Here is a 23,735-nt window from a genome sequence, read left to right as displayed (position 1 = left end):
TCAGGGCAGTTCGATCTGCGCGCACAACCCCCCGCTGGCCCGGTTGCTCAAGGTCAGGGAGCCGCCGATGGCCTGGGTGAGCTGCGCGGCGATAGCCAGGCCCAGGCCGGTGCCGCCGGTGCTGCGGTTGCGCGAATTCTCCACGCGATAGAAGGGCTGCAATACCGCGTCGAGCTCTTCGGCGGGAATCCCCGGGCCTTGGTCGAGCACGCGAATCACAGTGCTGTGGTTGGCGCCGCTGTGCACCTCAAGCTGCGCCGCGCCAGCGAACTTCAGGGCGTTGTCGATCAGGTTCACCAGCACCCGGCGCAAGGCTTGCGGGCGGGTCTCGATCAGCGCGCCGTTCTTGCCGTGCAGCTCGACCGGCTGGCCGCTGTCCTGGTAGTCGAACACCAGGCTGTCGAGAAAGGCATCGAGGTTGACCCGGCACGGTGCTTCGCTGTTGCCATCGATGCTGCGGGCATAGGCCACGCCTTCGCGCACCAGGTGTTCCATGGCCTCCAGGTCGCTCCAGAATTTGTCTTTGTCGAGGCCATTGTCCATGGCTTCGACCCGCAGCTTCATGCGCGTGATCGGCGTCTGCAGGTCATGGGAGATCGCCGCCAGCAGTTGCATGCGCTCTTTCAGGTAGGCGCCGATGCGCGCCTGCAAGGTATTGAAGGCCACCGCGGCATACACCACTTCCCGTGGGCCACTTTCGTCCAGCTGTGGCCCCGGGGCGTTGGGGTCGAGCTGGTCGACCGCTTCGGCCAGGCGGGTCAGCGGGCGGATCGCGGTTTTCACCGCCAGCCAGGTGCACAGCAACAGCACCGCCAGCTGGATCAGCAGCACCACGGGCAGCCAGCTCGACATCGGCACCGGCGCCGGGGTGACGTCGACGCTCAGCGGCTTGCCATCGGCCAGGCGCAGGCGCACCTGGAAGTGCGGTGTGGGCCCGGGGAGGCTCTGGTAGTCCAGCGCGTACTGGCCGCCCAGGGCCTTGCCGATGGACAGCGCGGCCATGGGCGCATCGTCCATGCTCAGGCGCTGGCCGGGCTCGCCGCTATCCAGGCGGTAGCGGTAGGTGCGCCGCTCCAGGCGCGGCAGCCAGGCGGCGCGTTCAGCGGCCGGCAGGCGGTCGAGGATGGCCACGGAGGTGGCGACGTCCTGCTCCAGGTTACCGAGCATCATCGAGCGCGAGCTCTGGTAGCGCTCGTAGAACTGGAAGCTGAACGACAGCCCATAAGCCAGCACCAGGCCGGTGAAGAAGATCAGCGCCAGGCGTGAGGCGAGGGTGCGCGGCCAGCGCATCAAGGTGGTCATGTTCAGGCCTCGACCCGTTGTACCGGCAAGGAGAACACATAGCCCTCGCTGCGTACCGTCTTGATGTAGGCCGGCTCGCGGGCGTCATCCTGCAGGCGCTGGCGCAAGCGGCTGACCAACAGGTCGATGGAGCGGTCGAAGATATCCGCTTCGCGGCCTTGAGTGAGGTTGAGCAGTTGCTCGCGGCTGAGCACCCGTTGCGGATGATCGAGAAACACCCGCAGCAGGCGATACTCGGCGCCGCTCAGGGCCACCAGGGTGCCGTCGGTGTCGAGCAGGTGACGCGCGGTGGTGTCCAGGCGCCAGTGGCCGAAGCCGATCAGGCGGCTGCTTTCGCTGACGCTCAGGTTCGGCGGCAGCATGCGCGTGCGGCGCAGTACGGCGTTGATTCGGGCCAGCAGTTCGCGAGCCGAAAAGGGTTTGCTCAGGTAATCGTCGGCGCCCATTTCCAGGCCGATGATGCGGTCGGTTTCGTCGTTGCGGGCGGTCAGCATCAGCACTGGCGTGGCCTTGTGCTTGCCGGCGCGCAGTTCGCGGCACAGCTGCAGGCCGTCGTCACCGGGCATCATGATGTCGAGCACGATCAGGTCGACCACATTGGACTCGAGGAAGGCGCGCATCTGCCGGCCATCGGCGGCAATGGTGGTGCGCAGCCCGTTCTTTTTCAGGTAGTTGCCCACCAGCTCCCTGATCTCGCGATCATCGTCGACGATCAGGATGTGATCGACATGCTCCATCGTCCGGCTCCCGTTATGGTGGTGGCGGCAAGTGTACCGAGGCCGCTGTCGCTTGCCTGCCGGGGTTTGTATTGCAGTGTATCTGCTGTGGACACAGATACCTGGGGAGGCAAAACGACGCGATCCGGACACATCGGCGATACCTGGCAGGCCTGAAATAGCCAGCAACGCGGTGGAACCCTTCACCGCCTTGCATCCTGCTTCGGGAGTACCGCCATGAACATCAAGACCCTTGCCACTGCCAGCCTGGTGACCCTGCTGAGCTTCGGCGCCATTGCCGCCCAGGCCAACGACAACGTGCCGGTGCAGCCGTATCGCTATGGCCAGCAACTGGATGTGCACAAGGTCCTGGCCTTGCACGAAGACAGCCGCATCGGCTGCGGCGTAGTCAATGCGCAAATGGACTACCTTGATTCCCAGGGCAAGGAGCACCGCCTGCAGTACCAGAAATTTGCCAGCGACTGCCATGAAGGCGGTTAAGCCATCGACCAGGGAGGTTCATCCATGAACATCAACGTTAACGCTACCCGCCGCCGGGCCTTGGGCCTGGCCGCCTTGCTGGCCGTGCTGCTGGCGGCCGCAGGCCTGGGCAACCGCCTTTTTGCTGGCACGCCTGCAAGCCTTGAAGTACTGGGGCCGATGCCGGAGCTGGCCGGTGCCGTGCAGTGGCTCAACTCGCCGCCGCTTGACCGCGAAGCGCTCAAGGGCAAGGTGGTGCTGGTGGACTTCTGGACCTACGAGTGCATCAACTGCCGACGCAGCCTGCCGCACGTCAACACCTGGGCCAAGCGCTACGCTGACCGGGGCCTGGTGGTGATCGGCGTGCACACCCCGGAATACGCCGAAGAACGGGTGGTCGACAATGTGCGCGAGCAAGTGGCCAAGCTGGACATCGATTACCCGGTGGCCATCGACAACGACTATGCGATCTGGAACGCCTTCGGCAACCAGTTCTGGCCGGCGCACTACATCGTCGACGGCAACGGCCAGGTGCGCTATGTGCACTTTGGCGAGGGCGCCTACGACACCCAGGAGCAGGTGATCCAGCAATTGCTCGAGGAGCGACCTGTGGGAGCGGCGGTGCGGCGTCCCGACTAGACCCGCGATCGAGCGCGAAGCGGTCGTAAACCAGGCGCCGCCTGATGTGCTGGTTGTACTGGCCTCATCGCGGGTCAAGCCCGCTCCCACAGATAGTTGCTACCACTATTTTTCACTGACGCGATGGTTGTTTCAGGGCCTTGGCCAGCTGCCGGATCGCCGTTTCGATTTCACTGGCTTTCAGTGATGAATAGGCCAGCAACCAGCCCTGCTGCTTGTGTTCACCGGCATACAAGCGGCTGAGCCCGGGCAGCTGCACACCGGCACGGGCGGCCAGGCGTTGGGTCTGTTGTTCTGACCAGCCCGGCTCGAGCACACAGGGAATCTGCAGGCCACCCGGCGGGCGCATGGCGGTGACGATGCCCGCCAGGTGCTTGCCAATGGCCTCGAGCAGGCACGCCCGGCGTCCGGCGTAGAGCTTGCGCATGGCTCGCACATGGGCGTTGTAGTGGCCGTCGTCCATGAAGCGCGCCAGGGTCAGTTGCAGCACCTGCGGCGTATGCCCGTCGATGATGCTGCGTGCCGCGCTGAAGGGCGCCACCAGCTCTGCCGGCAGCACCATGTAGCCGATGCGCAGGCCGGGGTAGAGGGTCTTGCTGAAGGTGCCGATGTACAGGGTGCGCTGGTGGCTGTCCAGGCCCTGCACGCAGGTGGTCGGCAGGCCGTCGTAATGGAATTCGCTGTCGTAGTCGTCCTCGATGATCCACGTGCCGTTTTCCGCCGCCCAGTTGATCAGTTCAAGGCGGCGCTCCAGGCTCAGGGTCGCGCCCGTGGGGTACTGATGCGAAGGGGTGAGGTAGACGCAACGGGCGCCGCTGCGGTCGGCACGTAGCAGGTCGGTGCGGATGCCCTGGGCGTCGACGTCGATGGGTACGATCCGCGCTTGCGCCGCTTCAAAGGCTTTTTTCGCGCCAAAGTAGCCGGGGTTCTCCAGCAGGATCGGCTTGCCGGCATCCACCAGCATCTGTGCGCAAAGGAACAGCGCCTGGCGGGTACTGCTGAGCACCAGCACCTGCTCGGGTGCCACTTTGGCGCCACGCTCCAGATTCAGGTAGGTGGCGATGGCCTTGCGCAGGGCCTCGCAGCCCTGTGGGTCACCATGTAGCAGGACGTTGTCGCGATGGTCTTTCACGGCTTGGCGTTGCAGGCGCTCCCAGACATCCATCGGGAACGAGCGAGTTTCCGGCAGGCCGGTGGCAAAGGCCTTGATTGCCTGTTGATCACTGACGCCACCGTTGTCGAAGAGGGTTTGGCCACGCTGGCTCAGGCCCTGGCCAGGCAGCCGGTTACTGGTTTTTTGTGCCTGGGCCTTGATGCGCCGTTGCGTGCCGCCGTGCAGTTGCGCGCCGAGGCTGTGCGACACATAGCTCCCCGAACCCTCGCGGCGCAGGATGTAGCCATCGCGCTGCAATTGCACATAGGCGTTCTCGACGGTGTCGCGGGCCACCCCCAGCGACGTGGCCAGGGTCCGCGTCGCCGGCAGTTTCATGCCGCCGGCCAGTGCGCCTTCAAGGATCAGTGCACGCATGGCACGCTGGATGCGCTGGTGCAGGTCCAGCGGCGCGAATTGCGCGTCGTTGACGCGCATCTTCAGGGTTTCAAGCTCGAACGTGGTTGTCATGTGGTCTGCTGTAAGTGAAGAAACTGGCCTGAATGGGCAGGCCAGTCTATTCGTACACTCGGTCGCTCGTCACTGCCTACCTGCAAGGAACCACCTGCTATGCCTGATTCAGCGATACGCGCCAGCGACCTCATCCATCCGATCATTGCCGGCCTTATCTCGGTGATCGTCAACTATGGCGGGACTTTCATCCTGGTGTTCCAGGCGGCCCAGGTTGCCGGTTTGAGCCCTGCACTCACGGCTTCCTGGGTGTGGTCGGTATCCATCGGCGTTGGCGTTACCGGGTTGTTGCTCAGCTGGATGACGCGTCAGCCGATCATCACCGCCTGGTCCACCCCGGCGGCGGCGTTTCTGGTCGTAGCCTTGGCCAGTACGCCTTATGCCGAGGCGGTAGGCGCTTACCTGGTCTCGGCAGCCGCGTTCGTGCTGCTGGGCTTATCGGGCTGTTTCGACAAGCTCATCCGCCTGATCCCCGCGGGCATTGCGGCGGGGCTGCTGGCCGGGATCCTGCTGCAATTCGGCATCGGTGCCTTTGCCGGGCTGAGCGTCGACCCGCTGCTGGCCGCGCTGCTGATCGTTGCCTATCTGCTCTTCAAGCGCTTCAGTGCGCGCTATGCGGTGGTGGGCATTTTGCTGCTGGGGCTGGGCTTTTTGCTGATGCGCGGGCAAGTAGACTTGTCGGGGCTGCGCCTGCAATTGGCGGCGCCGGTCTTTACCATGCCTGCGTTTTCGCTCAATGCCGTGCTCAGCGTGGCCCTGCCGCTGTTCCTGATTACCCTGACCGGCCAGTACATGCCCGGCATGCTGGTGCTGCGCAATGACGGCTTCAAGGCCAGTGCCAACCCTATCGTCACCCTTACCGGACTGGGCTCGCTGTTGATGGCGCCGTTCGGCGCCCACGCCTTCAACATTGCTGCAATCACCGCGGCGATCTGCACTGGCAAGGAGGCCCACGAAGAGCCTGGCAAGCGCTGGATCGCCGGGGTGGCGGCAGGCGTGTTGTACCTTGTTGTCGGTGTCTTCGGGGTAACCCTGGCCGCGCTGTTCATGGCCTTTCCGGCCACTTTCATCAGCACCCTGGCGGGGTTGGCGCTGCTGGGCAGCATTGGCGGCAGCCTGGCCAATGCCATGGCCGATGCGCAAACCCGCGAAGCATCGCTGATCACTTTTCTGGCGGCGGCCGCCAATATCAATGTGCTCGGGATTGGCGGGGCGTTCTGGGGATTGCTGATTGGGCTTGGGGCTTATGCCGTGCTCAATGGCCGCTTGCCGCGCCGGGATGTTCTCCCGCAAAGGGTACTTTAGCCCTGGTATCCACGCTAGGATCAGCAGTCCTGCACTGACAACGAGGTCACCTGTGAAATACGCCATTGCCCTGCTACTGAGCCTGACGCCGCTATTGGCCAGCGCCGCCGACGTCGGCGAGCGCCTGGCGCCGTTTACCTTGCTTGACCAGCACGACCAGGCCTACAGCCTCAACGCGCAGACCCGCGTGCTGCTGGTGGCGCGCAACATGGACGCGGCCAAACTGGTCAAGGCCGCGCTGGGCGAGCAGCCCAAGGGCTACCTGGAGGCGCGCGATGCGGTGTTCGTCGCCGATATCCAGCGCATGCCGGCGCTGATCAGCAAGCTGTTCGCGATTCCGGCCATGCGCGATTACAACTACCGGGTGGTGCTGGATCGCGACGGCAAGGTCGTCGCGCAGTATCCGGGGGCTGAGGACAAGGTGTTGTGGCTTCAGTTGGAGCAGGGCAAGGTGGTGGCGCAGAAGGAATATGCCAGTGCCGAGGCGTTGGCGGCGGCACTAAAGGCTTTACCGCCGCAATAATGGCGGGGCTGCTTTGCAGCCCATCGCTGGCAAGGCCAGCTCCCACAGTGGATTTGCATGCACCGGAACCCTGTGGACGCTGGCTTGCCAGCGATGAGGCCGGTGCAGGCAGGCGCACCGCCTAGAGCGGCACCTGCAACGTCGTCTTGACCCGGTCCAGCACCACAATGGTCCGAAACCACTTCACGTTGGGGTTATCGTGAAACAGCCGCTGGGCGATGTCCTGGAACACGGTCATGCTCGCCACCGTCAGTACCAGCAAGAAGTCGGCATCGCCAGTGACGTAATAGCACTGCTGAATCTCCGGCCCTGAGAAGGCACGCTTCATCGCGTCCAGGTCCGCCGACTGGGTGCGATCGGCATGCACCTCGACCATCAGGGTAATCACCTGGCCGACTTTGTCCGGGTTGATGACCGCCGCGTTGGCCTGAATTACCCCGGACTTTTTCAAACGCTGAATACGCCGCTGCACCGAGGCCGTGGATAAATGCACCTGTTCGGCCAGCTCGCGCAGGGGCTGGCTGTTGTCCCGCTGCAAGGCAGCGAGCAGGGCAAGGTCGAATTCGTCCAGGTCCATGCAAAAATTTCTCATCTTGAGCGGTGAAAACGAGGGCACTTATCAGTGCCTGCGGAATAAATTATCACCCTCTGCTGGCCCTGATTAAGGTATTTGCAATGACCGCGCATAACTCCACATTGGGCGTAGCGCTCAATGTCCTCGCCTCGGTGCTGTTCGCGGTGATGTACGCCTACACCAGCCTGCTCGCGCCCCTGGATGGCGCCGAAATCTATGGCTGGCGGATCCTGCTGACCGTGCCGTGCCTGACCCTGATGGTGGTCGCCAGCGGGCACTGGCCGCAAGTGCGGCGGATTTTTCAGCGGCTGTTCGAGGAGCGCGGGTTCTGGGCGATTCGCCTGGTTTCGGCGGCCTTGCTCGGCGTGCAGCTGTGGCTGTTCATGTGGGCACCGATCAATGGCTATGGCCTGGACGTGTCGCTGGGCTACTTCCTCATGCCGCTGGTCATGGTGATTGTCGGCCGCCTGGCCTTCAAGGATTCGATCAGCCGCCTGCAACTGCTGGCGTGTGCGTTGGCGGCGCTGGGCATCATCAACCAGATCGCCATCGCCAAGGCGATCTCCTGGCCGGTGCTGGTGGTGAGCCTGTGCTACCCGCTGTACTTCTGGCTGCGCCGGGTGACCGACAGCAACAACATGGGCGGGCTGTGGTTCGACATGAGCCTGAGCCTGCCGGTGAGCCTGTACTTCGTGCTCAAGGGCGGTGTGGTGCTCGGCCTTGCCGGGCTGGCCTCGAACCTGCCCTGGCTGGTGCTCGGCCTGGGCGCGATCAGTGCGGCGGCGCTGGGCTTGCAGGCGCTGTCGGCGCCGCGCCTGAACCTGACCCTGTTTGGCCTGTTGATCTATGTCGAGCCGGTGTTGCTGGTGGTCGCCGCGGTACTGTTGGGCGACAGCATCGCCCCGGCGCAGTGGCCGACCTACCTGGCGATCTGGCTGGCGGTGCTGGTGCTGGTGGTGGAGGGCGGCTTGAGCCTGGGCGGCAACCGCCGCACTTACTCGCCGAGCCGCTGCTCGCGTGAAGGCGGGTAGCCAAAATAGGCGCAGTAGCACTTGCTGAAGTGCGAGACTGAAACAAAGCCGCAGGCAATCGCTACGTCCATCAGCGGCAGGTCGGAATACTGCAGCAGGCGCCGGCTCTTGGTGATGCGCAACTCCATGTAGTAGCGGCTTGGCGAGGTGCCTAGCTGGGCCTGGAACAGGCGGTCTATTTGCCGGCGCGAACGGCCGCTGTAGGCGGCCAGCTGATCGAGGCTGAGGGTTTCTTCCAGGTTGCTTTCCATCAGCTCGACGATGGTGCGCAGGGGTGCGCTCATGGTTTTTTTCTGGCTGCTGTCGACCCGGCGAAAGCGCGCACTGGAAAACGCCAGGATCTCCTCGACACCCTCGGCCAGCGCTTCACCATGCTGCCACTTGAGCAACGCCAGCATCATCTCCAGTGCGCCGTTGGGGCTGGCGGCGGTCAGGCGCTCGCGGTCGAGCACAAAGCTTGCCGGGGTGATGGTGCACTGCGGGCTGCGCTCGGCCAGGCTCGCCCGTTGTTCGGGGTGGATGGTGCAGTTGTAGCCTTCGAGCACGCCGGCGCGGCCAAGAAACCAGGCACCGTTCCACAACCCGCCGAGGGCCAGGTGGTGAGCGGCGGCATCGGTCAGCAGCTTGTCCAGCTGCGGGTACTTGAGCGGGGTACGCAAGCCGCCGCAGACGATCAGCATGTCGAGGTTGTCCAGGGCCGCGCGGTCGAGGTGCGCGGCATAGATCTCCAGGCCCAGGTCACTGGTCACCCGTTCGCTGTCCAGGGAAAACGGCGTGCTCAAATACAGATGGCTCTTGAGCAGGTTGGCCGTCACCAGCACATCCATGGCCACGGTAAAGCTGGCCATGGAGAAGTTCTCCAGCAGCAGGAAGCCCACCTGATAGGCCGGGGTAGAGGCCGCCTCGGGGTGTTTGAGATTGAGCATGTTGCTGGTGCTGGATTTCTTGCTGAACTGGCGTGGGGTGGGCAAGGTCGACTCCGCGGGGCATGGCGTGGCGTGGCCGAGTGTGCGTTCACAGGTTGCGAAACACAATATGGTGCGCACAGGGCGCTACTCGTGCGGTGGTAGCGGTACCTGGGAGAATGGCTCGGGTATGACCGGTGTGTAGTGAGGCATCTGCTTGAGCAACCCCTTGTAGCCTTGCAAGGGGATGGTCCGTGCTGGTTTTTTCGGGTCGCTGGCGAAGAAGTTTTCCCAATGCCCCAGCACCAGAGTACGCGGCTGGGTGATGCGCAGCAGGGCGGCAGGGTAGTTGTGCACCTGGTCCCAACTGGCGGCGCAGAGAATCTCGACATCGATGCGTTTGCCGTCGGCGATCAGCGGCGGGAAGCCCAGAGGCGGGGTGGCGGCGCTGTCCTGGTAATGGATGCGATACACCGGCTTGCCGTTTTCGTCGAGCAGGTCGATCAGCCAGGCCAGGGTCACCTCGCCGAGCCGCCAGCCAAACAGGCTTTGGGGGAGCGTGTCGAGAGGGTGATCGTATTGTCCCTGAATGAAGTTGATGCCAAAGGCATGCCCGGCATGTTCGCTGTGGATCGGCATGGCGCGAATCATCCCGGGCGTTGGCCCTTGGGGCCGGGTGCCATCCTTGGCTGACTGGCCGTTGGAGTAGAACCAGGTGCCGCGACGGCTGGGCTGGTAGGGGTTGGCAATCTCGCCTGCTACCAGCACTTTGATTCGGCGGGCATCAACGTTGCCGGCATGAAGGATATGCCCAACGGTTTGCGAGCCGTAGACCGTCGCCTTGGGGGTATGGATGTGCATGACCCTGGGGACATCGAGCAAATGGTCGTAGTGGGCATGCCCGACCAAGAGCATTTTCACGTCGCTGGCGCTTGGCATCAACGCGTCGATGCGTTGCGGGTTGGCCTTGACCCGCAACGGCGGCAGGCCACGGATACCCAGGCCGCCAGGGTTGGAAAACGACGGCGCGAGCAACACGCCTTCGCCTTTCCAGTGGACCAGCCAACCACCGACGCCCAGGTAGTGCAGCGTGGGTTCAGGTAGCGATTGCTGGTTGCTCACGATCAAATGCCGGGAGCCTGGCAGGTAAGTGCAGGCCGAGATCATCAGGGTCAGGGCGAGCAGCAGCCAGCGCATGAGGTCACCTCGCAAGCGTGATGAAGGGCACACCCACAGTTCAGTCGAGCACTTGGCAAATTGCCATTGCCGGGTGATGTGGCGGATGAACGGCAGGGTGGGTACATTTGATGCTTTATCGGCAGCAAGCGCCGGGCGGTTCGCAAGAGGTTGTGGATCGTGTTTATCGTCTTCGCGCCGCTCCTACACCGATACAAGGAATGTATCCATGCCGCTGTTCGAAACCCCGCGCTTGCTTGCCCGCGAACTCTCTCGCCAGGACCTGCCGGCCCTGACTGCCATCCTCAGTGACCCCGAGGTCATGAAATTTTCGCTGCGCGGCGTCTGTGACGCGCAGATGACCGGCGCCTTCATCGACTGGTGTGTGCAGTGCTATGCCAATCACGGCATGGGCCAGTGGGCCCTGGTCGACAAGGCCAGCGGCGAGCTGGTCGGGTTCTGCGGGGTCAGCCCGGAACAGGTCGCAGGGGTGGAGCAGGCCAGCCTGGGTTATCGTCTGGCCACGCGCTTTTGGCGGCAGGGGCTCGCTAGCGAAGCGGTGCGGGGCGTGCTGGAGTATGTATTCAGCCAGCAACAGCAGCCAGCCGTCATTGCAATCATCGAGTCTGCAAACGTCGCCTCCTTGCGTGTGGCGCAAAAAGCCGGTTTCAATACGTTCGATACCGTGCAGTTCCACGGGCGGCCCGTACGTGTGTACCGGCTGACGCATCAGGACTGGAAGGCGCCATGACCAGCAGACACCTCGACCCGTTGCGCCAGGCCATCCGCCAACGGCCGGTCTCGCCACCTCCAGCACCCTGGAAGCTGACGGGCCAGTTCACCGTCGCCGGCCTGCTGGAAATCGGTTTTGACCGCGACAGCGAGCGGCTGCTGGTGGCCTCAAGCTCCGGCCGCAGTGTGTTCGACTGCCGCACCGGCGAGAAAATCGCTCGCGACCGTACCGACAACCTGGGCAGCGACCATTACCTGGAAACCCGCGGCATCGGCCCGCTGCACGACCGGGTGATCCGCATGGCCGGTATTCAGGGCGGCGGCTTGCCGATCAGCACCAGCGATGGCTGGGTGGTGGAGAACATCACCCTGGCCTGGCCCGAGCAGCACCTGCTGCTGGTCGAACCGGGTTCCTGGCTGCATGGTGCGCGCTACAACCGGCCCTGGCAGTTTCATGCCCTGGCGATCGAGACCGACGTGCGCGCGTTCGGGTTTTCCTATACCGGCATGAGCCTGGTGATTGCCACCAGTGGCGAGCTGGTGATTTATGGGCGCTCCGCAACCCTTCGCGGATAAATCCGCACACAAGCTTGGCGCAGAACCTGTCGGCGCGGGCTTGACCCGCGATACAGGTGTTGCCTGGATTGCGACCGCTACGCGCTCGATCGCTGGCAAGGCCAGCTCCCACAGGATTGGCGCTATATCTGTAGGAGCGGGCTTGACCCGCGATGAGGCCGGCACTAGCAACCTAGAACTGCGGCGTGTACTTCACGGTAAAGGTGTAGTTGCGCGGGTCACCAAAGTTGTTGTTGCCGTTGAGCTGGTTGTAGGCAGCGATGTAGTAGTGCTTGTCGAACAGGTTGTTGGCATTGAGCGCCAGGCCCACTTCCGGGGTCAGCTGGTACGCCAGGCGCGCGTTCCACACGGCGTAGCCGGGCACGTCGTAGGTGTGCTCGTAACCCAGGGTATGGGACTGCGCGGTGAAGCCCAGGCCGGTGCTGACCTTGCTCCAGTCACCCGGCAGCTGGTAATTACCCCACATGCGCAGCATGTGCTTGGGCGTCCAGGTGCTGAACACCTTGCCCTTGTTGTCCGGGTCTTCGAGGAAGGTCGTGGTGTTGTAGGTGTAGCCGGCGAACAGCTGCAGGCCGCTGAGCACTTCGCCGCTGACTTCGGCTTCGATACCCTGGCTGCGTACCTTGCCGGCAGCGGTGGAGCAGTACCAGTCATCGCAGGCAAAGCCTGAGGCCTTGTCGGTGGTCGCGCGGTTTTCCTGGTCGTAGCGGAACACCGCCAGGGAAGTATTGACGCGGCCATCGAGCAATTCGCCCTTGATGCCCGTTTCGTAGTTGCTGCCAATGATCGGCTTGAGCGCCGCGCCGCCGACGGCGCGTTCGGTCTGCGGCACGAAGACGTCGGCGTAACTGGCGTACAGCGACCATTCAGGGCTCAGGTCGTAGATGATGCCGACGTACGGGGTAACTTCGCCGCTTTCGGTCATGGTGCTGGTCGGGCTGACCGAAGGGGCGCGGGTGATGGCGGCATACGTGGTGGAGTCATAGCGGTAGTCGAACCAGCTGACCCGCGAACCCAGCACCAGGGTCAACGGCTCGGCCAGCTTGACCCGCCAGGCGCCATACAGGCCTTTCTGGCGCACGTCATAGCCACTGCTGAAACCACGGCCATTGGGCTTGTCGAGCAAGCTGTCGTAGCTGATGTCCGGGCGGTGATGGTCGATAGCGAAGATGTTGTCAGTGCTGTCGTTGAAAGTGCGCGCGAACAGGTCATCGGTGGTCAGCTTCGAGTAGTTGCCACCCAGGGTGATTTCCTGCTCGAGGTTGAAGGCGTTGAATTTGCCCACCACGTACATGTCGGCACCGACCTTGGTAGAGTCGAAATCGGTTACCCAGTCGGCATAGCTGACACCGCTGCCGTCGAAGTTGATGGCATCGTCAACGGTCTGTACCCGCTGGTGGGTCGACTTGTTGGTTTCACTCATGCGAATCGCACCAACGTGGAACGTCCAGTCGTCGTTGAAGCGGTGTTCGAGGTCGGCGTACAGGGTGGTAACGTCGATCTGCGAGTGGTTCCAGCGCGAGCCGCTAAAGGTCGAGCGCGACACATCCAGCCCGCTGCCGTCGGTGTATCGCGGCAGGCCGCGCAGCATCGGCCGCGACTCGCCGTTGGATTGGCTGACCGCCAGGCCCAGGGTGGTGGCCTCGTTCAGGTCGAAGTCCAGCGCGCCGTATAGCGAGTGGGTCTTGCTCCATTTGTAGTCGATGAACGAATCGCTCTGGTCCTCGTCCGCCACAAAGCGGCCGCGCACGGTGCCGGCGTCGTTCAGCGGGCCACCGGCGTCCAGTTGCAGGCCGTAATGATCCCAGCTGCCGGCCTTGCCGGTGACGGTCACGGTGGGGGTGTTCTGGCCGCGCTTGCGCACCAGGTTGACGGTGCCGCCCGGGCTGCCGGTGCCTTGCAACAGGCCCGACGCACCGCGCAGCACTTCCATGCGGTCGAAGAAGATCAGGTCCTGGGTCGCCCAGTTGCCCAGCGAGTAGGTGTTGCGCGGGATCGCCACGCCGTCGTACTGCCAGTCGTCGATCTGAAAGCCGCGCGATGAAATGATCAGGCCCGGGCCCACGCCTTGCAAACCGACCAGGCCGGTGGTCTGGTTGACCGCGTCCTTGAGGTCGACAATGTTCTGATCGTCCATCTGCTGGCGGGTCATCACCGTGACCGACTGGGGGATTTCCTTGAGTGTATGGCTGCCCTTGCCAATGGTGGTCGCCCGCGCCGCATAGGAGCCCGTGCCCTCGGTAGTGGCCGCATCGACGTCGTTGCCGATACCGCTGATGCTGGTGGCGCCCAGCTCCAGGGCGTTGCCGGCATCGATGCTCGGCAGCACGCTGAAGTTGCCCTGTTCGGTTTCCAGCAACTGCAGGCCGCTGCCGGCCAGGGCTTTTTGCATGGCCTGCACGGCGCTCATCCTGCCGACGATTGCCGGTGCCTGCTTGCCCTGGACCAACGCCGGGTCGAGGGAAACGATACGGCCGCTCTGGCTGGCGATGGCATTGAGGGTGCTGGCCAGTGAGGTGGCGGGCAGGTTGAAGCTCAGGGCCTGTTCCTGGGCCTGGGCGGTGCTGGCCAGCGTGGCCAGGGCCACGGCGACAGGAAGGGCGTGGGACCAAGGGTTGAGCACGGAATTCTCCTGATTATGTTGGCGTGTCAGGAGATAGGTGCGATGAGAAATGAAAACCGGACACAAATACGAGTGATTTTCATAAATTATTTTTGTAGCGGATTCTTGGCCCGAATCAGCGTCAGCCAGGGGCTGTATTGATCGACCTTGACCGGCAGGGTTTCGGCCAGTGCGGCGAAGGCCCGCTGCGGTTCGTCCAACGGGAATACGCCCTGCACGCGCAGCCCGCGAACCTCGGGTTCGACCCGGACAAACCCTCGGTAGTAGGGGCGTAGCGCCTCGACCACGGAGGCGAGGGAATCATCCAGCACATTCAGGCGCCCGCTGAGCCAGTCGGCGCGCTGGCGCTCGCCATTGCCCAGGGCCTCGATGCGTTCGCCGCGCAGCAACGCGGCCTGGCCTTCCTGCACCTCCAGCTCGCTGCCGTTGAACAGCCGCGCCCGTACCGAATGCTCAAGCACGACCAGGCGCGTGGCCCCGGCCTCCTGGCTGACCAGAAAGCGCGTGCCGAGGGCGCGCATTTCACCTTGGGCGCTACGCACCCGCAACGGCCGCTGCGGGTCGGCGGCGACCTGGATGATCAGTTCGCCACGGCGCAGGATCACCAGCCGTTGATGGGCATCGAACTGCAGGTCGGCGGCGCTGCCGGCATTCAGGCTCAGCCGGCTGCCATCGGCCAGGGTGAAGTCCCGGCGCTCGCCCCTGGCCGTGCGCAGATCGGCCAGCAGCGCTTCGCCCATCTCACTGCGCGCACCCAGCCACAGGCCACCGCCGAGCACGCCGATACCGACGAAGGCACGCAGCAGTTCGCGCCGCGAGCCGTTGGCTTGCAGCAACAGCTGGCGAGCCTCACCGGCCTGGCCGGGGGCGCGGCGCTCGAAGTTGCGCACGGTCTGGCAGGCACCGCCAAGGCGCTCTTGCAAGTGTGCCCAGGCCTGGGCGTGAGCCGGGTCACTGCCCAGCCACTGGCTGAAGTCGCTGTGCAACTGGGCGTCGGTGTTGCCCGAACTCAAGCGCACCATCCAGTCGATGGCGGCTTCTGCGCTTGGGTCGAGGCGGCGCGGGTTCATGGCGCCAGCTCACTGAGGTAGCACTGGCTCAGGGCTTGCTTCATGTAGCGGCTGACGGTGCGCTCGGAGAGGTCGAGCTTGCGCGCGATATCGACGTAGCTCATGCCGTCGAGCTGGCTGTAGAGGAAGGTGGCCTTGACGATCATCGGCAGGCCGTCGAGCACCCGGTCGATGCTCACCAGTGCCTCGATCAGCAGCAGTTGCTCCTCGGGGGAGGGCGCCAGCGGCTCGGGCAGGGCCGACAGACGTTCCAGGTAGGCCAGCTCCAGCTGGCGACGGCGATGGCGGTCGAAAATCAACCGGCGGGCGATGGTCGACAGGTAGGCGCGCGGCTGCTGGATGCTCGCAGGGTCGACCTGGGCCACGAGCATCTGGCAGAAGGTCTCGGCGGCGGTGTCTTCGGCATCGGCGCGGTTGCGCAGGCGCTTGTGGATATGCTGCAGGAGCCAACGGTGGTGGTCGCTGAAAAAAAAGCCCAGCTTGCGGGTGGAGGAGGTTGGCACCGGTTGGCGTTTCCGAAGGTGTTAGTGTGAATCGTTCTCAATCTTACCTGTGCAGTAAGGCAAGGTGCAATCACCTGCAGGGGCGCTGCTTTACAATTTACCTACAGACTGTCCGTGGGGGCAGTTATAGGGTGGCGCCCAGATGAATCAAGGGAAAGAGAATGGACCTGTCACTCGCGGGCCAGCAGTTCAGCCTGCTGGAAAACTTCAAGGACGATACGCGGCTGCGCGCCAGCTTCAACGCCTTGACCCACCAGACGTTCGAGTTCGATTTCGAGCAGTGGTACCAGGATGGCTTTTGGGGCGAGGGCTACCAGCCCTGTGCATTGGCCCATGAAGGGCGCATCGTTGCCAATATCTCGGTCAACCTGATGCACTTCGACGTGCTTGGCGAGCGCAAACGCTGCATCCAGCTGGGGACTGTCATGGTTGCCCCGGAGTACCAAGGCAAGGGCTTGAGCCGTGTGCTGCTGGAGCGAGTGCTGGACAGGTGGCGGGGCCAGTGCGACCTGCTCTATCTGTTTGCCAACGACACAGTGCTGGATTACTACCCCAAGTTCGGTTTTGAGCGGCTGCTGGAGCATCAGTACAGCGTAGCGCTAACGCCATCAGCGCAGCCTTGCAGCTTCTACAAGGTGGACATGGACGACCTGCTCGAACGCCAGCGCTTCATCCGCGCGGTTGACTGCGCCGTGCCCGCTGCGCGCTTGGCGATGTGCAGCAATCATGACCAGACGATGTTCTATTGCACGTCGTTTTTCAAAGATTGCGTCCATTACTCAGTAGCGTTGCAGGCCTATGTGGTGATGGAAGTTGCCGACGGCGTGATGACGCTCTATGACGTGTTCGCCAGGCAAGCGCTCGACCTGCAGGTTCTGATTGCACAGCTCTGCACGCCCCAGACCACGCGGGTGGTGCTGGGGTTTGCGCCGCTGGATGTCAGCGGCTTCGAGGCGCAGCCGCTGGAGTCCGATGACAGCCTGTTCGTGCTGGGCCAGGCCGGCCGGTTCATCGAGGATGCCAGGCTGATGTTCCCGCTGCTGTCACATGCCTGAGCCGCTCAGCTCACCAGCGGCATCAATGGATCGCTTGGGGTCGAGCAGGCCGCCGCTTCAGGCGGGCTCGGGCACTTCGGCGAACAAGGTGCGGCCGCGCTCGAACATGCTTTGAAGGTGGGCGCCGGGGTCTGCGCTTTCCGAGTCCAGCAGCAAGGTCGAGCTCAGCACCCGGGCGCCGCAGTAATCGAAGATGCCGTGATCGATCTGGGTCTTCATGGCCTGCTCATAGCCATGTCTGACATAGGTTGCGGCATCGGCGCCGCCGACGCCGACCAGGTGCACATTGAGGTGCCGCAGCCTTTTCACCAGGGGTGCCTGGGGGCTGAAGTCGAAGGCCCAGCCATTGACGAAGACCCGATCGATCCAGCCCTTGAGCAGCGCCGGCATCGACCACCAATACACCGGATAGATCAGCACCAGGGCATCGCTGCGGTCGATGCGCGCCTGCTCGGCGAGCACATCGGCGGGCGCTGTTGCGCGATGGTGGACCGCGTGGTCGGCAGGGCCGAACAGCGGGTTGAAGCCTTCGCCGTACAGGTCGACGACCTCGGCGCGATGGCCGTTGTGCGCCAGGCCTTCAGCGAACGTGGCCGCCAGGCTGTGGGTCAGCGAGCGCGGATCATGATGAGCGACAACCACAAGTGCGTGCATGGCAAGGACTCCTGCGAATTGCGGGGGAGGGGCATAACTTGTATGCTGGGCATAAGTTACCTTTGGTAAGTTACTTTTGGTAGGTAAGCATGTCAAGCGATCCGCAACCGCGTCGGCGCCTGTCCCGGGAAGACCGTCAGCAGCAGCTCCTGGACGTGGCCTGGCGGCTGGTCCACGAAGAGGGCAGCGAAGCCCTGACCCTGGGGCGCCTGGCCGAGCTGGCCGGGGTCACCAAGCCAGTGGTGTATGACCACTTTGGTACCCGCTCCGGCTTGCTGGCGGCGTTGTATCAGTCGTTTGATATGCGCCAGACGGCGCTGATGGATGCCGCCCTGGCCGCCTGTGAGCCAACCTTCGAGAGCATCGCTGCAGTCATTGCCAGCTCCTACGTCGACTGCGTGCTGACCCAGGGCCGGGAGATCCCCGGGGTGATCGCCGCGCTGGCCAGCTCGCCGGAGCTTGAGCAGATCAAGCGCGAGTACGAGGCGGTGTTCATGGCCAAATGCCGGGCGCTGCTGGCGCCGTTCAGTGACAGTGGCGAGGTTGGCGTGGCGGGATTGCGGGCGATGATCGGCGCGGCGCAGGCGTTGTCGCATGCCGCGGCGAACGCTGAGATTACCGCCGAGCAGGCGCAGCGGGAGTTGTTCGAGAGCATCAAGGCGATGGTTGCGCGCAGTTAAATTGCATCGCGGGGCAAGCCCGCTCCTACAGGCTGCTCACCACCCCTGTAGGAGCGGGCTTGACCCGCGATAGGGCCTTATTAAGCGGACGAGAAATATGGACATTCAAGAAATCAAGCAACGCCTGGCCAAACCCGCCATACGCTTTTTCGCCGGCGGCTTCCGTCCCACTGGCAGCGATGAAGAAAGCTGGCTCGGCCGGGTGTTCTTCTACCGCGCGGATGAGGGCGTACCGACCAACGCCGACGGCGAGCCGCTGTTGCCCGTGGCCCAGTTCCACCTGCCGAGCCTGCCGTTCAGCAGCCCGGCGCTCAAGGGCATCCGCACCCTCACTCTGTTCGTCGGCTATCCCTTCCCGGATCAGTTCGAAGCCATGGGCAACAATTGGTTGATCCGGGAATACCGCGCTGACGATGAGCTGGTACGCAAGGACCTGCCGGTCGCCAATTCCTTCCTCAAGGCCTTCCCCTTGCGGGCTGAAAAGCTCGACGAGGACTATCCGCTGTGGGATGGCGCGGGCGTTCCGGACGACCTGGTCGAGGAAATCCTTACGTTGGAACGGGCAGGGGACATCGAGAGCTACTACGAAGTGACCACGCACGCCTACGAGCACAAGATCGGCGGCTATCCGTCGTTCTGCCAATCGGGCGTCGACCCTGGCGAAGGTTTCGAGTTCGTCTTCCAGATTTCATCCGATGCCAAGATCAACCTCAACGTGGTCGACAGCGGTAGCCTGATGTTCTGGAAGCATCGCGACAGCGGCGAGTGGGCGCTCTATTACGACTTCTATTGAGCTAGTGTGACTTGCCCTTACGCGGCTTGTAGAACAGAAACTCGCGGGTCTCGGCCGTTCGGGCATAGGTCTTCGACCAATCCGGCCGCACGTGCCGGTCGTGGAAGTACAGGGCGCCGCCGGTACGATCAGGCAATTGCCTGTTCAGGGCCTTGCGGGCGATCTCCTTGGCCAGGGTGTAGCGCACCTCTTCCTGGACATCGTCCGAGCGGCCATCGCACCACCAGGAGAACTGGCAGGCGCCTTGCTCCGAGCCTTGCTTGACCACACCACAGACCGAATCGGGAAAGCCCGCGTGGCCGACCCGGTTCATCACCACATTGGCCACCGCTTCCATATCCGCGGCTTTACCGCCCTTGGATTCCCAGTAGATGCTGCGCGCAAGGCAGGTAATGGCGTCATCCAGCGCTGCTGCACCGGCCGGGTCGACGGCCTGGACTTCGGTCTTGGTGATGGCTTGGGACCTGGGCGCGGGCGGGGCATCGGGGTTGCTGGCGGCTTTTTGCTCCAGCACCTGGGCTTTTTCTTCGGCCACTTGGGCCTGGTTTTGCGCTGCGGCACTGTCCGACAGAACCAGGGCGAGGGCAAGGCAGAGGATGAGGATGGCAAGGCGCATGGTCAGAACCTTTCACTGCTAACCCGTCGAATTGAGCGCCGGCCTGTAGCTACCGACAGCAGCGCCCTGCAGTTGAGCGCCCTCTATTGAATCGACAGCGTAGCCGACCAATCATTCCACCCATCGCCAGCAGCTTTTGCTGCCCGGGCACTGCCCGCTGACGGACAAATCGCGCATCATGGGCACAGTCCGTTCAAGGGAGATTTACATGCGCGTCATCTCATCCGTTGTGCACCTGGCGGCTGTGTCGCTAGGGCTGGCGTTTACCGTGACGGCCCAGGCCAGTGACGAGTCGCAGCTGGTCGAGTCGATCAACGCCTACCGCAGCCAGGCCCAGCGCTGCGCCGGCCAGGCTTCGATGGAATTGCCGCCGCTGGCCAGCGATCCGCGCCTGGTGCTGCCGGCCAACAGCATGGGCGACCTGCGCGCAGTCCTGGCGCAAAAGAGCTACCCGATGGTCAACGTCCAGGCCATCAGCCTGTCTGGGCCGCGGGATGCGCAGTCGGCCATGAAGGCGGTGCAGGAGAGTTTCTGTCAGGTAGTGCTCGACCCGCAGTTCGTCGATGTCGGGGTCAGCCGCGAGGGCCGCGATTGGCGCATCGTCCTGGCGCGGCCGTTGCTGGCCGGGCGTCTGGGCGACTGGCAGGCCGAAGGGCAGAAGGTCCTGGAGATGATCAACAGCGCACGCGGCCAGGCGCGCCAGTGCGGCGGCCAGCCATTCAACGCCACCACGCCATTGGCCTGGAACGCCACCCTGGCCGGCGCCGCCGAGAGCCACACGCGGGGCATGGCCAACAACAATGTCTTTGACCACAAGGACCGCGACGGCCGTACCCCGGGCGATCGTGCCGAGCTTGCCGGGTATGCCGGCCAGCAGGTCGGCGAGAACATCGCCGCCGGGCAAGACACCCCGCGCAAGGTGGTCGATGGCTGGCTGGCCAGCCCCGGCCACTGCGCCAACCTGATGAACCCGCAGTTCAGCGAGCTGGGCGCGGCCTACGCGGTCGACCCCAAAAGCGATGCCGGGATCTACTGGACGGCGATGTTCGGCGCGCCGTAAGGCGCCTCAGTGCTCAAGCCCGGCACGCTTGAGCAGTTGCTTGCAGCGCTCGGACAGGTGCACCACGCGCAGGTGCTTGCCGTTGTTGCTGTAGCGCTCGCGCAGGGTCTTGAGCGCGGCAACCGCCGAGTAATCAACGACGTTCAGGTGGCGGCAGTCGAGGGTCACCTGGGCCGGGTCATTGGCCGGGTCGAACTGGTTGAGGAACGGCGTGGTCGAGGCGAAGAACAGCGTGCCATGGACCTTGTACAGCTTGCTGCCGTCGCTTTCGTCATGGCTGTCGGCATACAGTTCGCGGGCCTGTTGCCAGGCAAAATTGAGCGCAGCGATGACGATGCCGCACAGCACCGCCGCGGCAAGGTCGGTGAACACCGTCACCAGGGTCACGGCGATGATCGCCAGCACATCGTTGACCGGCACCTTGTGCAGTACCCGCAATGACGCCCACGAGAAGGTCTGCTGGGCGACCACGAACATCACTCCAACCAGCGCCGCCAGCGGAATACGCTCGATCAGCGGCGACAGAAACAGCACGAACATCAGGATCATCACCCCGGCGACCACGCCCGACAGCCGCCCGCGGCCGCCGGAGCTCAAGTTGATCGCGGTCTGGCCGATCATCGCGCAACCGCCCATGCCGCCGAACAGCCCGGAGGTCATGTTGGCTACGCCCAGCGCTACGCACTCGCGGTTGGGGTGGCCGCGGGTTTCGCTGATCTCGTCGGTGAGGTTGAGGGTCAGCAGGGTTTCCAGCAGGCCGACCAGGGCCATGAGCAGCGCGTAGGGGGCGATGACCTGCAGGGTCTCGAGGTTCCACGGCACCTGCGGCCAGCTCAAGGCCGGCAGGCCGCCGGCGATGTGCGCGAGGTCGCCGAGGGTGCGGGTCGGCAGGTCGAGCAGGTAGACCCCGGCGCCGACACCAAGGATCGCGATCAACGCCGGTGGCACGCTGCGGGTCAGGCGTGGCAACAGGTAGACGATGGCCATGGTCAGTGCCACCAGCCCCAGCATCAGGTATAGCGGCGCACCGCTGAGCCAGGCGCCATCGGCCTTGAAGTGCTCAAGCTGGGCCAGGGCAATGATGATCGCCAGGCCATTGACGAAGCCAAGCATCACCGAATACGGCACCATGCGCACCAGCTTGCCCAGGCGCAGCAGGCCGAAGGCGATCATGATCAGCCCGCCGAGCAGCACGGTGGCCAGCAAGTATTGCACGCCATGGGTGACCACCAGGGCGACGATGACCACGGCCATGGAGCCGGCCGCGCCGGAAATCATCCCCGGGCGGCCACCGAGCAAGGCGGTCAGGGTGCAGATAATGAAGGCGCCATACAGGCCCATCAACGGGTTGAGGTGGGCCACCAGGGCGAAGGCGATGCACTCGGGCACCAGGGCGAAGGCTGTGGTGAGTCCTGCCAGGACATCGGTGCGTAGCGGGGTTGTTCTCATGACCTACCTGAAGAGCGGCCCGGCAGCGGGGTGCTGCCGGGAAAAAAACGAGGGATGCTACGTAATTTCCTGATCGCAAGCCAGCGCCCTGGCCGATATCCTGCAGCTTGCACACATGACAATATTCTTCCCTGCTGAGCGATCCGCATAAGAGGCAGACCGCTGAGGATGGCGGCAGTGCCGGCGATTTTCAAATGGAGGTGAAACCCAGTGAAGTTCCGGGTGATCGACGCGCATCGAAGTGAATACCCCGAGCCCATTACCTTTGCCAAGGGGGCGCCGCTGAGCATCGGCGAGCGCTATGAGGGTGAGGAGGGGTGGGACAATTGGTACTGGTGCAGCACCGCCGGGCAACCGGCTGGCTGGGTGCCGGGGCAGGTGATTGAGCGGCTTGGCGATGATCAGGGCATTGCCCTGGAAGACTACTGCGCCCGGGAGCTGGAGGTGCAGGCCGGCGATTGCCTGGTGGGTGGCCGGCAGTTGAACGGGTGGGTGTGGTGTAGCAAGGGGCGCGCGTCGGGGTGGGTGCCGTTGCAAGTGTTGCAGGTGATATGAGGGGCCGCTTCGCGCCCCATCGCCGGCAAGGCCGGCTCCCACAATAGTCTTGCGTACACCAGACCTGTGGGAGCTGGCCTTGCCAGCGATGGGCTGCGCAGCAGCCCCGATACTCAGCCCATCGCCGCCAGCATCAGCTCCAGGTTCTGCACCGCCGCGCCCGAAGCACCTTTGCCGAGGTTGTCGAACACCGCCGTCAGCAGCACCTGGCCATGCTGCTCATTGGCAAACACGGCCAGGCGCAGGTCGTTGCTGTCGTTGACCGCTTGCGGGTCCAGTTGCACCGCCGACGCACCTAGCTGCAGCGGCGCCACCTGCACGTACCGGGCACCGTGGTAATGTTCAGCCAGGCACGCCTGCACATGCGCGGCAGTCACGCCCGCCGGCAGCAGCCGGGTCTGCAGGGCAATGGTCAGCGCAATGCCCTGACGGTAGCTGCCATAGCTGGGTACGAACACCGGCCGTTGCGACAACCCGGCATGCTGCGCGATCTCCGGCACATGCTTGTGATCCAGGTGCAAGCCATACACCCGCACACCCTGGGCCGCCTGCGCATCCGGCCCTTCATGCTGCTCGACCGCCGCACGGCCACCACCGGAGTAACCCGACACCGCGTTCACGGTCAGCGGATAGTCCGCCGGCACCAGCCCTGCGCTGACCAACGGCCGCAACAAGGCGATGGCGCCAGTGGGGTAGCAACCGGGGTTGCTGACCCGCTTGGCCCGGGCGATGCGCTCGGCCTGTTGTTCATCCAGCTCCGGTAAACCATAGACCCAACCCGCGCTGGTGCGGTGCGCGGAGCTGGCGTCGATCACGCGCACGTGCGGGTTGACGATGGCCGCCACGGCTTCACGGGCGGCATCGTCCGGCAGGCAGAGGATCGCCACGTCGGCGCTGTTGATCGCCTCGGCGCGCCACTGCGGGTTCTTGCGCTCGGCCGCCGGCAGGGTCAGCAGGCGCAGGTCGTTGCGGCCGTTCAGGCGAGCGTGGATTTGCAGGCCGGTGGTGCCTTGGTCGCCGTCGATAAAGACTAGGGGCTGGTGCATGGGTGCTCTCGTGCAAAGGCTACAAATGAGCGGCCATCTTCACCTGCGGCT

The 23,735-nt window shown here is 64.1% G+C and carries 24 protein-coding genes and 1 pseudogene; 12 read left to right on the top strand and 13 right to left on the bottom strand.

Features of this window, described 5'->3' with window-relative positions; all coding sequences use genetic code 11:
• Together NLX68_RS03685 and NLX68_RS03680 are read right to left on the bottom strand one after the other, a co-directional pair.
• Entirely contained in the window at nt 1–1,290 is a 1,290-nt protein-coding gene (locus NLX68_RS03685) for an ATP-binding protein (protein WP_254283309.1), read from the bottom strand.
• A gap of 14 nt (nt 1,291–1,304) precedes the next feature.
• Nucleotides 1,305–2,039, bottom strand: a complete 735-nt coding sequence (locus tag NLX68_RS03680; protein ID WP_254282728.1) for a response regulator — start codon at nt 2,037–2,039, stop codon at nt 1,305–1,307.
• 216 nt (nt 2,040–2,255) lie between these two features.
• On the opposite strand from NLX68_RS03680, the gene NLX68_RS03675 reads away from it, so the two are divergent.
• Complete coding sequence (locus NLX68_RS03675; protein WP_254282727.1) at nt 2,256–2,519, top strand: DUF2790 domain-containing protein; 264 nt, start codon at nt 2,256–2,258, stop codon at nt 2,517–2,519.
• Between the two features lie 63 nt (nt 2,520–2,582).
• Nucleotides 2,583–3,137: pseudogene (locus NLX68_RS03670) on the top strand (thioredoxin family protein); the annotation flags it as partial.
• Nucleotides 3,138–3,249: 112 nt separating this feature from the next.
• Here NLX68_RS03670 and NLX68_RS03665 read toward each other — a convergent pair.
• Entirely contained in the window at nt 3,250–4,758 is a 1,509-nt protein-coding gene (locus tag NLX68_RS03665; protein ID WP_254282725.1) for a PLP-dependent aminotransferase family protein, read from the bottom strand.
• 99 nt (nt 4,759–4,857) lie between these two features.
• Here NLX68_RS03665 and NLX68_RS03660 point away from each other — a divergent pair, with 99 nt between their 5' ends.
• Together NLX68_RS03660 and NLX68_RS03655 are read left to right on the top strand one after the other, a co-directional pair.
• Nucleotides 4,858–6,063, top strand: coding sequence for a benzoate/H(+) symporter BenE family transporter (locus tag NLX68_RS03660; protein ID WP_254282724.1), 1,206 nt, complete (start codon nt 4,858–4,860; stop codon nt 6,061–6,063).
• A 52-nt stretch (nt 6,064–6,115) separates the two neighbouring features.
• Nucleotides 6,116–6,586 carry a hypothetical protein gene (locus NLX68_RS03655; RefSeq protein WP_036996175.1) on the top strand — a complete coding sequence of 157 codons (471 nt, stop codon included), beginning with the start codon at nt 6,116–6,118 and terminating at the stop codon, nt 6,584–6,586.
• A 121-nt stretch (nt 6,587–6,707) separates the two neighbouring features.
• Here NLX68_RS03655 and NLX68_RS03650 read toward each other — a convergent pair whose 3' ends face one another.
• The gene (locus NLX68_RS03650) at nt 6,708–7,163 is read right to left on the bottom strand and encodes an Lrp/AsnC family transcriptional regulator (RefSeq protein WP_254282723.1); all 456 of its coding nucleotides are present in this window, start codon (nt 7,161–7,163) and stop codon (nt 6,708–6,710) included.
• 98 nt (nt 7,164–7,261) lie between these two features.
• On the opposite strand from NLX68_RS03650, the gene rarD reads away from it, so the two are divergent.
• A complete protein-coding gene (gene rarD, locus NLX68_RS03645) occupies nt 7,262–8,191 on the top strand; it encodes an EamA family transporter RarD (RefSeq protein WP_254282722.1) in 930 nt (309 codons plus the stop codon).
• Here the strand turns inward: rarD and NLX68_RS03640 are convergent.
• Together NLX68_RS03640 and NLX68_RS03635 are read right to left on the bottom strand one after the other, a co-directional pair.
• Nucleotides 8,155–9,162, bottom strand: coding sequence for a GlxA family transcriptional regulator (locus NLX68_RS03640; RefSeq protein WP_036996171.1), 1,008 nt, complete (start codon nt 9,160–9,162; stop codon nt 8,155–8,157). The genes rarD and NLX68_RS03640 overlap by 37 nt on opposite strands.
• An 81-nt stretch (nt 9,163–9,243) precedes the next feature.
• Complete coding sequence (locus NLX68_RS03635) at nt 9,244–10,293, bottom strand: MBL fold metallo-hydrolase (RefSeq protein ID WP_254282721.1); 1,050 nt, start codon at nt 10,291–10,293, stop codon at nt 9,244–9,246.
• A gap of 208 nt (nt 10,294–10,501) precedes the next feature.
• On the opposite strand from NLX68_RS03635, the gene NLX68_RS03630 reads away from it, so the two are divergent.
• Together NLX68_RS03630 and NLX68_RS03625 are read left to right on the top strand one after the other, a co-directional pair.
• Nucleotides 10,502–11,023: a GNAT family N-acetyltransferase gene (locus NLX68_RS03630; protein ID WP_254282720.1), complete on the top strand. Its 522-nt coding sequence runs from the start codon at nt 10,502–10,504 to the stop codon at nt 11,021–11,023.
• A complete protein-coding gene (locus NLX68_RS03625; protein ID WP_254282719.1) occupies nt 11,020–11,580 on the top strand; it encodes a hypothetical protein in 561 nt (186 codons plus the stop codon). Before NLX68_RS03630 ends, NLX68_RS03625 begins: the two co-directional genes overlap by 4 nt.
• A gap of 172 nt (nt 11,581–11,752) precedes the next feature.
• Here NLX68_RS03625 and NLX68_RS03620 read toward each other — a convergent pair whose 3' ends face one another.
• From NLX68_RS03620 to NLX68_RS03610, 3 genes are all read right to left on the bottom strand, one after another.
• The gene (locus NLX68_RS03620) at nt 11,753–14,203 is read right to left on the bottom strand and encodes a TonB-dependent receptor (RefSeq protein ID WP_254282718.1); all 2,451 of its coding nucleotides are present in this window, start codon (nt 14,201–14,203) and stop codon (nt 11,753–11,755) included.
• 86 nt (nt 14,204–14,289) lie between these two features.
• Nucleotides 14,290–15,273: a FecR domain-containing protein gene (locus NLX68_RS03615; protein WP_254282717.1), complete on the bottom strand. Its 984-nt coding sequence runs from the start codon at nt 15,271–15,273 to the stop codon at nt 14,290–14,292.
• Nucleotides 15,270–15,776 (bottom strand): sigma-70 family RNA polymerase sigma factor, encoded by a 507-nt coding sequence (locus tag NLX68_RS03610; protein ID WP_254282716.1) that lies wholly within the window; start codon nt 15,774–15,776, stop codon nt 15,270–15,272. The genes NLX68_RS03615 and NLX68_RS03610 overlap by 4 nt, the downstream gene beginning before the upstream one ends.
• Nucleotides 15,777–15,937: 161 nt before the next feature.
• Here NLX68_RS03610 and NLX68_RS03605 point away from each other — a divergent pair, with 161 nt between their 5' ends.
• Nucleotides 15,938–16,831 carry a GNAT family N-acetyltransferase gene (locus NLX68_RS03605; protein ID WP_254282715.1) on the top strand — a complete coding sequence of 298 codons (894 nt, stop codon included), beginning with the start codon at nt 15,938–15,940 and terminating at the stop codon, nt 16,829–16,831.
• 57 nt (nt 16,832–16,888) lie between these two features.
• Here the strand turns inward: NLX68_RS03605 and NLX68_RS03600 are convergent, their stop codons facing one another.
• Nucleotides 16,889–17,485 carry an NAD(P)H-dependent oxidoreductase gene (locus NLX68_RS03600; RefSeq protein WP_254282714.1) on the bottom strand — a complete coding sequence of 199 codons (597 nt, stop codon included), beginning with the start codon at nt 17,483–17,485 and terminating at the stop codon, nt 16,889–16,891.
• Between the two features lie 89 nt (nt 17,486–17,574).
• On the opposite strand from NLX68_RS03600, the gene NLX68_RS03595 reads away from it, so the two are divergent.
• Together NLX68_RS03595 and NLX68_RS03590 are read left to right on the top strand one after the other, a co-directional pair.
• A complete protein-coding gene (locus tag NLX68_RS03595) occupies nt 17,575–18,165 on the top strand; it encodes a TetR/AcrR family transcriptional regulator (protein WP_254282713.1) in 591 nt (196 codons plus the stop codon).
• 97 nt (nt 18,166–18,262) lie between these two features.
• Nucleotides 18,263–18,958 carry a DUF1963 domain-containing protein gene (locus NLX68_RS03590; RefSeq protein ID WP_254282712.1) on the top strand — a complete coding sequence of 232 codons (696 nt, stop codon included), beginning with the start codon at nt 18,263–18,265 and terminating at the stop codon, nt 18,956–18,958.
• A gap of 1 nt (nt 18,959) precedes the next feature.
• On the opposite strand, the gene NLX68_RS03585 is transcribed toward NLX68_RS03590, so the two are convergent.
• Entirely contained in the window at nt 18,960–19,574 is a 615-nt protein-coding gene (locus NLX68_RS03585; protein ID WP_254282711.1) for a cell wall hydrolase, read from the bottom strand.
• A gap of 208 nt (nt 19,575–19,782) precedes the next feature.
• Between NLX68_RS03585 and NLX68_RS03580 the strand changes: the two genes are divergently transcribed.
• Nucleotides 19,783–20,634 carry a CAP domain-containing protein gene (locus tag NLX68_RS03580; RefSeq protein ID WP_254282710.1) on the top strand — a complete coding sequence of 284 codons (852 nt, stop codon included), beginning with the start codon at nt 19,783–19,785 and terminating at the stop codon, nt 20,632–20,634.
• A gap of 6 nt (nt 20,635–20,640) precedes the next feature.
• On the opposite strand, the gene NLX68_RS03575 is transcribed toward NLX68_RS03580, so the two are convergent.
• Nucleotides 20,641–22,083 (bottom strand): SulP family inorganic anion transporter, encoded by a 1,443-nt coding sequence (locus NLX68_RS03575; RefSeq protein WP_254282709.1) that lies wholly within the window; start codon nt 22,081–22,083, stop codon nt 20,641–20,643.
• Between the two features lie 210 nt (nt 22,084–22,293).
• Between NLX68_RS03575 and NLX68_RS26490 the strand changes: the two genes are divergently transcribed.
• Nucleotides 22,294–22,638: an SH3 domain-containing protein gene (locus tag NLX68_RS26490; protein ID WP_254282708.1), complete on the top strand. Its 345-nt coding sequence runs from the start codon at nt 22,294–22,296 to the stop codon at nt 22,636–22,638.
• A 113-nt stretch (nt 22,639–22,751) separates the two neighbouring features.
• On the opposite strand, the gene argC is transcribed toward NLX68_RS26490, so the two are convergent.
• Nucleotides 22,752–23,684 (bottom strand): N-acetyl-gamma-glutamyl-phosphate reductase, encoded by a 933-nt coding sequence (gene argC / locus NLX68_RS03565; protein ID WP_254282707.1) that lies wholly within the window; start codon nt 23,682–23,684, stop codon nt 22,752–22,754.
• Nucleotides 23,685–23,735: the final 51 nt, after the last annotated feature.

The sequence above is a fragment of the Pseudomonas sp. SBB6 genome, from assembly GCF_024213215.1.
Lineage (GTDB): Bacteria > Pseudomonadota > Gammaproteobacteria > Pseudomonadales > Pseudomonadaceae > Aquipseudomonas > Aquipseudomonas donghuensis.
This window is presented reverse-complemented; position numbering and strand designations above follow the sequence as displayed.

Bases quoted from the DNA above. Each gene is read 5' to 3' on its own strand.
- NLX68_RS03675 (WP_254282727.1), top strand. From the start codon at position 2,256: ATGAACATCAAGACCCTTGCCACTGCCAGCCTGGTGACCCTGCTGAGC.
- NLX68_RS03625 (WP_254282719.1), top strand. From the start codon at position 11,020: ATGACCAGCAGACACCTCGACCCGTTGCGCCAGGCCATCCGCCAACGG.
- NLX68_RS03665 (WP_254282725.1), bottom strand. From the start codon at position 4,758: ATGACAACCACGTTCGAGCTTGAAACCCTGAAGATGCGCGTCAACGAC.
- NLX68_RS03660 (WP_254282724.1), top strand. From the start codon at position 4,858: ATGCCTGATTCAGCGATACGCGCCAGCGACCTCATCCATCCGATCATT.
- NLX68_RS03635 (WP_254282721.1), bottom strand. From the start codon at position 10,293: ATGCGCTGGCTGCTGCTCGCCCTGACCCTGATGATCTCGGCCTGCACT.
- NLX68_RS03630 (WP_254282720.1), top strand. From the start codon at position 10,502: ATGCCGCTGTTCGAAACCCCGCGCTTGCTTGCCCGCGAACTCTCTCGC.
- NLX68_RS03580 (WP_254282710.1), top strand. From the start codon at position 19,783: ATGCGCGTCATCTCATCCGTTGTGCACCTGGCGGCTGTGTCGCTAGGG.
- argC (WP_254282707.1), bottom strand. From the start codon at position 23,684: ATGCACCAGCCCCTAGTCTTTATCGACGGCGACCAAGGCACCACCGGC.
- NLX68_RS03585 (WP_254282711.1), bottom strand. From the start codon at position 19,574: ATGCGCCTTGCCATCCTCATCCTCTGCCTTGCCCTCGCCCTGGTTCTG.
- NLX68_RS03650 (WP_254282723.1), bottom strand. From the start codon at position 7,163: ATGGACCTGGACGAATTCGACCTTGCCCTGCTCGCTGCCTTGCAGCGG.
- NLX68_RS03680 (WP_254282728.1), bottom strand. From the start codon at position 2,039: ATGGAGCATGTCGATCACATCCTGATCGTCGACGATGATCGCGAGATC.
- NLX68_RS03595 (WP_254282713.1), top strand. From the start codon at position 17,575: ATGTCAAGCGATCCGCAACCGCGTCGGCGCCTGTCCCGGGAAGACCGT.
- NLX68_RS03605 (WP_254282715.1), top strand. From the start codon at position 15,938: ATGGACCTGTCACTCGCGGGCCAGCAGTTCAGCCTGCTGGAAAACTTC.
- NLX68_RS03615 (WP_254282717.1), bottom strand. From the start codon at position 15,273: ATGAACCCGCGCCGCCTCGACCCAAGCGCAGAAGCCGCCATCGACTGG.
- rarD (WP_254282722.1), top strand. From the start codon at position 7,262: ATGACCGCGCATAACTCCACATTGGGCGTAGCGCTCAATGTCCTCGCC.
- NLX68_RS03590 (WP_254282712.1), top strand. From the start codon at position 18,263: ATGGACATTCAAGAAATCAAGCAACGCCTGGCCAAACCCGCCATACGC.
- NLX68_RS03575 (WP_254282709.1), bottom strand. From the start codon at position 22,083: ATGAGAACAACCCCGCTACGCACCGATGTCCTGGCAGGACTCACCACA.
- NLX68_RS03685 (WP_254283309.1), bottom strand. From the start codon at position 1,290: ATGCGCTGGCCGCGCACCCTCGCCTCACGCCTGGCGCTGATCTTCTTC.
- NLX68_RS03600 (WP_254282714.1), bottom strand. From the start codon at position 17,485: ATGCACGCACTTGTGGTTGTCGCTCATCATGATCCGCGCTCGCTGACC.